Raw genomic sequence first — 8,287 nt, forward strand, 5'->3', positions numbered from 1 at the left:
TTGACCGCGAGCGTCTAATTGCAATAGCTAGCGCCTAATCGCAATGCCTTCGGCCGCTAAATAGGCTTTTAACTCACCAATGTTGATAATCGCCTTGTGGAATACGCTCGCTGCCAGCGCCGCATCGACCTTGGCTTCAATAAATACATCGCGGAAATGTGCCATAGTCCCAGCGCCGCCCGAGGCAATTAAAGGCACGTCGCAGATGGCGCGAACAAGACTTAACTGCTTGATATCATAGCCGCCGCGCACGCCGTCTTGGTTCATCACATTGAGCACTATTTCACCACAACCTCTTTTTTGCACTTCTTCAACCCAGTCTTGGGTGAACCACGCCGTATCCTTAGTCGCCGCTTCATCGCCAGTAAATTGCTTTACCTTATAGCTGTTGCTGGTGTCATCGAAAAAGGAGTCGATGCCAATCACGATACACTGGCGGCCGAACTCGTCCTGCAGGCGTGAGATCAAACTCGGATCGGTTAAGGCGGGCGAGTTAATCGAAATCTTATCCGCCCCAAAGGCTAATAATTCACGGGCTTGGCTAATGGTTTTAATGCCACCTGCCACGCAGAAGGGAATATCAATCTGCTCCGCCACGCGGCTCACCCAAGATTTATCGACCACACGTTCGTGGGCGCTGGCGGTAATGTCATAAAACACCAGCTCATCGGCGCCTTCTTCGGCATAACGCGCGGCTAAGGGCACGATATCACCGACAATTTCGTGGTTACGAAACTGTACGCCTTTCACTACTTTACCGTCTTTCACATCTAAACAGGGGACTAGTCGTTTGGCCAGCATTGGATTGCCTCCACCACGTTAAACTGATTGATAAGCAAGGCTTTGCCTATAATGATGCCCGCAGCACCGCTATCACGCACGGCGGCAACATCATCAAGGGTCGCAATACCGCCGGAGGCTTGCCAATCGATATCGGGATAACTTGCAGCAATTTCTTGATAAAGCGCGGTATTTGCGCCCGTTAAGGTGCCGTCACGGCTAATGTCAGTCACTAGCGCGTGCTTTAAGCCGACAGCGCTAAAGGTTTCTACAAGGGATTCTAAACTCTTACCGCCGCCACTTTGCCAACCGGATACGGCGACCATTTTCTCACCGCTCTGGTTGATATTCACATCAAGAGCGAGGCAAATTGCCTCGCTGCCGTACTTGATAAACCATTGTTTAACTAACTCAGGTTCTTTCACCGCCAGCGAGCCAATCACCACACGTTTTACGCCGATAGCTAATAATTCAGTGACTTGCTCTTCTGTACGAATGCCGCCGCCCACTTGAATGTTAGCGTTTAGTCCCGCCACGAGTTCACTGATAAGGCGAGTTTGGCGTTTAGCGGGATCTTTCGCGCCTGTTAAATCAACGATATGCAACCAGTTAGCGCCTTGAGCCTCGTAGGATTGCAGCTGCGCCAAAGGACTTAAATCAAAGGTGGTCTGCTGGCCGTAATCGCCTTGATAAAGGCGGACGACATTGCCATCAATTAAATCAATCGCAGGAATAATCATAAGCTCAGATCCTTAATTGATTTATTTATAAGTAATTTATTAATAACTAGTTTTTTAATGAGTAATTTATTCATTGGTCAGCCTTCTTTAAACCCGCTTGGCCATTAGCAGAGCTGCCTTGCTGCGCTTCGTTCATCAGCGCTTCGTTCATTTGCAACTCGTCCATCAGTAAAAAGTTACACAGAATTTGCGCGCCCACGGCGGCACTTTTTTCGGGGTGGAACTGCACGCCCATAAAGTTGCCTTTGCCGATGGCGGCGCTAAAGCCTTCACCATAGGAACATTGGGCTAAGGTAAATTCACTCAACGGCGCGCGGTAACTGTGGACGAAATAAACATAACTGCCATCTTCAATGCCCGCAAACAGTGGGTGAACGCTAGGGCTGTTGGCGCCTTGTGAGTTTGTTGTTAGCTTAAGTTGGTTCCAGCCCATGTGCGGTAAAGGCAAGCCTTCAGCTTTGAGTAGTTCAGTATCCAGCTCGCAAATGTCGGTGGGGATTATGCCTAAGCACTCGCAATCTTGACCTTTTCCGCCGCGCTCCTTAGAAATCGCTGCCAACATTTGCATTCCAAGGCACACGCCCAGCAAAGGTTGAGTCAGGCCTTGAATGAGTTCGACCAAGCCTTTTTCATGCAAGGATGCCATGGCGGCACCCGCTGTGCCCACACCTGGCAGCACCACACGTTTTGCCGCTTTGATTTTGGCTTTATCGTCTGTGACCAACACCTTAGCGCCTAAACGCTCGAAGGCGAAACGTACTGAGTTTAAATTGGCACAGCCCGTATCTATGATGACGGTTTCAGCATCTGATGATTCATTTGCTGTTAATTGCTGGCCAGCTGTTAATAGAGTGTCTTGTTGCATCCTAACCTCTTAAACGATTTATGCTGATGCCTTAAAGCACGCCTTTGCTCGATGGCAGAATATCGCCTTCAACTTTAACTGCTTGGCGTAGCGCGCGGCCGAGCACTTTAAACAGGGCTTCAACCTTGTGGTGATCGTTATCGCCCTGCGTCGACACATGCAGCGTACAGCGCAGGCCATCGGCAAAGGAGCGGAAGAAGTGCGGCACCATTTCAGTGGCCATTTCGCCCACATGCTCGCGCTCAAAATCGGCCGAGAACTTGATAAAAGGGCGGCCAGAGATATCCAGCAGACACTCACCCTTAGCTTCGTCCATCGGCAGGCTAAAGCCGAAACGGGCAATGCCGCGTTTGTCACCGAGCGCTTGGCGCAGGGCATCACCTATGGCTAGTGCCGTGTCTTCGATGCTGTGGTGATCGTCGATTTCCAGATCGCCATCGACTTTCACATCCATTCTAAAATTACCGTGGGTAGCAATTTGATCGAGCATGTGGTCGAAAAAGCCAATGCCTGTGTCGATGTTGCCTTTAACGGGGCTGTCGAGATCAACAGTCACACGAATGTCGGTTTCTTTGGTGGTACGTACGACCGTGGCTGTGCGGCCTTTATTGAGCAGCGCATCAGCGATGGCATTCCAGCCCAAAGTTTCGCGTTGATATTTCAGGCTTTTAATGCCCATGGCATTGCCGAGTTCCACATCGGTTTCGCGATCACCAATTACAGCTGATTGGGTGAAATTGATGCAGCCTTGGGTGAGGTAGTCTTTTACTAGCCCAAGCTTAGGTTTACGGCAGCTGCAATTTTCATCGTTAAAGTGTGGGCAAATCACCACATCTTCGAAGTTCACCCCTTGGCTTTTGAGGATTTGCATCATCATATTGTGGGGCGCATCGAAATCTTCCTGCGGGAAAGACGGTGTGCCAAGGCCGTCTTGATTGCTGACCATGACTAAACGAAATCCTGCCTTTTGCAGACGTAGCAAAGCTGGGATCACCTGTGGCTCGAACACTAATTTCGCTAGACTATCGACCTGTTTGTCGGTGATGGGCTCTTCAATCAAGGTGCCATCGCGGTCGATAAACAGAATTTTTTGTGCAACGTTCGGGACAAATTGTGGGTTCATGGCTCTACCTTTAAATTCAATTCGTTTAGCTAATGCTTAAGCTGATTTAACTTTCAGCGTTGCATTCGCTTTTTATTGGTTTTATTAGTTTTTATGTTCAGTTACTTATTATTCGTTTCTGGTGACTGCTCAGTGTGTTGCGATTCAAATAAATTCACTAACACATCGGTATCCGCCTTTGAACTAAAGCTAAAGCGGATAGCCTTGGCAAGCCTTGGGTCTTTGTAGGCGCGGGCGACAACGCCGCTGCCTTGCAGTAACGCCGCGACCTTGGCGACATCATCAAATTCAGCCAGCACATAATTGCCGTTAGGCTTAAGCACGCGGGCGCGCGAATCTGAACTATTCGATTTTGAACAATAAGCGCTGATCGCCGCGGTGAGCCTGGCGCCTTGCTCATTTAATTGTGCAACTTGCACTTTCATCCGCGCAACGCCAGCGCTTGATAGCGCTTGGGTGGCGATTTCACTCACGGGTAGCGGCACAGGATAGGGCGCAATTACGCGTATAATGATGTCGACTACGGCCTCATTTGCCAGCATAAAACCACAGCGTGCTCCGGCGAGAGCAAAGGCTTTTGACAGGGTGCGCAGTACCACCAGATTCGGATAGCTTTCCAGCAAATCCGCCACACTGTATTCAGGGCAAAACTCAATATAGGCCTCATCGATCACTACAAGCGCGTCGGGCAGGGCTTTGATTGCTTGCTCGATAATGGCTTTGTCGATCACAGTCCCGGTCGGATTATTGGGATTGCAGATAAACACCAGTTTTGCGCCGCGAACGTCCTCGGCATAGCTTGTCGGCAAGCCATATTCCGCGCTGAGATTTAACGCTTTAACGCCTACATTAAAGGTGTTCGCGCTGATGGCATACATGCCGTACGTCGGGCCAAAGCAGGCAATGCTGTCGACGCCTGGTATACAAAAGGCGCGAATTAACAGTTCAATCGCTTCATCGGCGCCGCGGCTGGCGACTATCTTGCTGGTGCTCACGCCGCTGTATTCGCTGTAGGCATTGATAAGCTGCGGCGGTTGGCATTCTGGGTAACGATTCAATTTCGATAAATCGAGTGCTGCCGTATCGACATTATTGAAGGGGGATTCGTTGGCATTGATCCAAATATCACCACGACCGCCCAGTCTGCGGGCACTTTGGTAGGGCGTTAAATCCAGTAACTCAGGGCGCGCTAGGCGCTCGGCTAAATTTAGCGACGCCGATTGCGCTAACGTTGATGGTGCTAACTTTGATGCCGTTAATACTGTGGGTTCTGCTGTCTTTTCCATGCTGATCATTTGGCTCATTTTCTTCACTCAGCTCTATTTTTATAGACTTAAGGACTAATCACTTAAGAGTTGTTCACTTAAGGTTTAAGCGGATCATTTCTCTAGGCTAGCTAAACGTACTGCGACGGCATTTTTGTGCGCATCGAGCAATTCGTTACTGGCTAACGTCATGACCGCTTGCCCCAATCCGATTAAGCCCTTAGCACTGAGTTCCTGCACGGTAAAGCGGCGGCTAAAATCGGCTAATGACAGGCTCGACACGGCGCGGCTGTAACCGTAAGTCGGCAGCACGTGGTTGGTGCCACTGGCATAATCACCAACTGATTCAGGCGTATAGGCGCCTAAAAATACCGAGCCAGCGGCGCGAATGTTTTTCAGCAACTCACGGGGAAAGCGCGTTTGAATGATTAAGTGCTCAGGCCCATATTGATTAGAAACCTGCGCGGCTTGCAGCATATCGTCCACAACCAAAGTACGACTGCTCAATAGCGCCGTTGCCGCGATATCACAACGCGGCAGGACGGCGAGTTGTCTTGTCAGTGCGTCATTCACGCCGTCCGCGATAGCTTGCGAATCCGTCACTAAAATCACTTGTGAATCAGGGCCGTGCTCAGCTTGTGAAAGCAAATCGGCGGCGATAAATTCGCAATTCGCGTCGCTATCGGCAATCACCAACACCTCAGAAGGACCAGCCGGCATATCGATACACACAGTGCAGCGACCATCTTGTGACACTAAACGTTTAGCTTCAGTAACATAGCGATTACCTGGGCCAAAAATCTTATCGACCGCCGGAATCGTTTCTGTGCCAAAGGCCAGTGCCGCAATGGCTTGTGCGCCGCCCACTTGATAGATTTCAGTGATCCCGCAGGCATTGGCTGCATAGATAATGGCATCGTTGATCGGCGGTGGGCTGACCAATACTCTTTGTTCGCAGCCGGCGATCTTGGCGGGGAGGGCAAGCATCATCACGGTAGAAATTAATGGTGCGCTGCCACCGGGGATATATAAACCCACTTTTTCAATCGGTTCGCTACGTAGCTCGCAGCGTACTCCCGCCTCGGTCTCCATATCAATCGGGCTAAATTGCTGGGCGCTGTGAAACACATCTATATTCGCCATGGCTTTGGCTATCGCCGCTTTCAGCTCTGGTGATACTCGTGCGCTTGCTGCAGTAATCTCGGCTTCACCCATGCGCAGCTCACCACTTCCTTGTCCATTTAAATCTTTGGTCGCGCTATTGAAGCCATCAAACTTTTGATTAAATTCGGCAATGGCGGCATCACCCCGCGTCGCCACCGCATCGATAATGGCGCGAACGCTTTGCTCTAAGCCGCTGTCACCAATTAAAGGCGAGCGTTTCAGCGCCGTTTTTTGCTCGGCGGTTGATAAGGTGGACCAAGTTAGGATTTCCATAGATCACCCCATCATTTTTTCGATTGGCATCACCAGAATCGAGCTGGCACCGAGTGCGGTCAACTGTTCCATGGTATCCCAGAACAAATCTTCGGTACTGACGGCGTGGATAGCAACGCGGTTAGTATCATCATTTAATGGTAATACGGTTGGGTTTTCAGCGCCGGGCAGCAGGGCGACGATCTGATCTAAGGTTTCGGTTGGCGCGTGTAGCAGTATGTACTTGCTCTCACGGGCGCGGATAACGCCGTTGACGCGGGACAGAATTTTGTCGATGAGTGCTTGTTTAGTCGGCGATTGGGTTTGGGTCGATTGAATGATGCAGGCCATTGAGCGGTAAATCACTTCGGTTTCGTATAAGCCGTTGGCCTCTAAGGTAGCGCCTGTCGACACGAGATCACAAATCCCATCGGCAAGGCCAGCGCGTGGGGCGACTTCAACCGAACCTTTTAACATACAGTCGCGATAAGTTATGCTTTTTTGTTGCATAAAACGGCGCAGCAGGTTCGGGTAAGAAGTGGCAATGCGTAATCCTTCTAACGAGGAGGCATCGGCGTAACTGAATTCTGTCGGTACGGCTAACGAGAGGCGACATGATCCGAAATCTAACTGACGCAGTTTGAGACAATCTGCGGGTTTGTTCAGGGTTTGACGCTCGATTTGTTCTTCTTCGAGTACGTTTTCACCGATGATCCCCATATCAACCACGCCGTCCATCACCAATCCTGGGATATCGTCATCACGAACGCGCAGTAAATCGATAGGCATATTGTCGGCATGAGCGATAAGGCGTTGTTCATTAATGGAAAATTTAACACCACAGCTTTTTAGCAGTTGCTGAGAGTCAGTAGAAAGACGGCCAGATTTTTGGATGGCGATGCGTAAACGGTTCGATTCGGTCATAGTGTTATCTCGCTCAAAAGTATCAAAATTAAAAGATTCAAAAAGTGTTGTTCAATCGGTTTAATACGCCTTGCCATTCAACGGGTCCTAGCTAAGGAATCTAGCTAAGTGCTCTAGCTAACGTATTGATAATTTATTAAATATCTAAAGTTGCTTATGTAAATTAAAACCCAAATTAACGCCTAAATGCAAAAACCCCCGGAATTCCTTCCAGGGGTTTATGATCATCTTGAATCAGTCCGCCAGAAGGATATAGTCCTCCGGCAGTGAGCGTCCGAAGGCTACCGCATATGGTGGTGATGGTGGTGGATAGCGTTCAGTAGTGGGCTCATTTTACTCTCTCGGTATTTAACGTTATTGGCCCAACTGTTCGAAATAAAGTGCAGTCGAAATACAGTTAAGCCTTGAATGCGTTGTTACGGACGTCTATCCGTATTAGTGGATTTAAACTAACCGCTTTTATGAGCCTTTGCAACAGCCAATTTGAATTAAATGAGAATATTTATGCGTTTTTGTGAAAGGCAGAGGGTTATCGTTAAATAAAGTTATTGAGCATTTTTGTTGGTGGGATGTTGAAAGTGGATAAAAGTGTATTTGAAAATTACACAGGCTGACATTTTACTTCAACTATTGAGAGCTTATCACTTCAATTATTTGGATCTAGCGTTTGCTGATACGACTCACACATGCTTAGCATGATGGTATTTACTCTCCGATACGTTGAGTAGAAACCTAGGGTTTCTAAGTTTATGAACATGGCTAACTTCTTCAGGGCTCAAGCTTCATGACTGCATCTAATGTTTTGTCGTATACCTCTGGTGAAAAATGCGCGCGCCACTGTAACTCAGTAAATTGGCCGTAAAATCGTAAATTATCAAAGTATTGGATCTGATTTTTAAAGCTTATTTGCCGAATGTGTGGGATTTATATCGCGGTAGAGCCAATCCCGTTGCGGTAATATGGGGGTAAAGACAAAGACGCTGTGATTAGTGTAGAACGCTGCTAATCTAAACATGTCGGAGATCTTCTCTAAAAGCGTCATTGCTAGGAATAATCGATGGAAAAAGAATCTCTTGAGTCTGTTTACCCCTTTTTAACCGAAGCCTTACGGCTAAGCGAGAATGGCCTCGCTGTTTTGGACAAGCACAATCATTTTATCTTTTATAACCATACC

At 48.7% G+C, this 8,287-nt stretch carries 7 protein-coding genes and 1 pseudogene; 1 reads left to right on the plus strand and 7 read right to left on the minus strand.

Going from position 1 to position 8,287, the window contains the following annotated elements; all coding sequences use genetic code 11:
- Positions 1–27 precede the first annotated feature (27 nt).
- The 7 genes from hisF to hisG all read right to left on the minus strand — a co-directional run bounded on the left by hisF (position 28) and on the right by hisG (position 7,113).
- The gene (gene hisF, locus L5L77_RS02495) at positions 28–801 is read right to left on the minus strand and encodes an imidazole glycerol phosphate synthase subunit HisF (protein WP_263181523.1); all 774 of its coding nucleotides are present in this window, start codon (positions 799–801) and stop codon (positions 28–30) included.
- Complete coding sequence (hisA, locus tag L5L77_RS02500) at positions 783–1,520, minus strand: 1-(5-phosphoribosyl)-5-[(5-phosphoribosylamino)methylideneamino]imidazole-4-carboxamide isomerase (RefSeq protein WP_263186880.1); 738 nt, start codon at positions 1,518–1,520, stop codon at positions 783–785. The genes hisF and hisA overlap by 19 nt, the downstream gene beginning before the upstream one ends.
- A 70-nt stretch (positions 1,521–1,590) precedes the next feature.
- Positions 1,591–2,385, minus strand: a complete 795-nt coding sequence (gene hisH / locus L5L77_RS02505; RefSeq protein WP_263186879.1) for an imidazole glycerol phosphate synthase subunit HisH — start codon at positions 2,383–2,385, stop codon at positions 1,591–1,593.
- Between the two features lie 31 nt (positions 2,386–2,416).
- Positions 2,417–3,508, minus strand: a complete 1,092-nt coding sequence (gene hisB, locus L5L77_RS02510) for a bifunctional histidinol-phosphatase/imidazoleglycerol-phosphate dehydratase HisB (protein WP_263186878.1) — start codon at positions 3,506–3,508, stop codon at positions 2,417–2,419.
- 101 nt (positions 3,509–3,609) lie between these two features.
- Positions 3,610–4,812: a histidinol-phosphate transaminase gene (gene hisC / locus L5L77_RS02515; RefSeq protein ID WP_263186877.1), complete on the minus strand. Its 1,203-nt coding sequence runs from the start codon at positions 4,810–4,812 to the stop codon at positions 3,610–3,612.
- Between the two features lie 75 nt (positions 4,813–4,887).
- On the minus strand, positions 4,888–6,210 hold the full coding sequence (hisD, locus tag L5L77_RS02520) for a histidinol dehydrogenase (RefSeq protein WP_263221968.1): 1,323 nt from the start codon (positions 6,208–6,210) through the stop codon (positions 4,888–4,890).
- A 3-nt stretch (positions 6,211–6,213) separates the two neighbouring features.
- Complete coding sequence (gene hisG, locus L5L77_RS02525; RefSeq protein WP_263186875.1) at positions 6,214–7,113, minus strand: ATP phosphoribosyltransferase; 900 nt, start codon at positions 7,111–7,113, stop codon at positions 6,214–6,216.
- Positions 7,114–8,170: 1,057 nt separating this feature from the next.
- Between hisG and L5L77_RS22705 the strand changes: the two are divergent.
- Positions 8,171–8,287 (plus strand): annotated as a pseudogene (locus L5L77_RS22705) (GGDEF domain-containing protein); the annotation flags it as partial.

It is taken from the genome of Shewanella sp. SM29, assembly GCF_025654245.1.
Lineage (GTDB): Bacteria > Pseudomonadota > Gammaproteobacteria > Enterobacterales > Shewanellaceae > Shewanella > Shewanella oncorhynchi.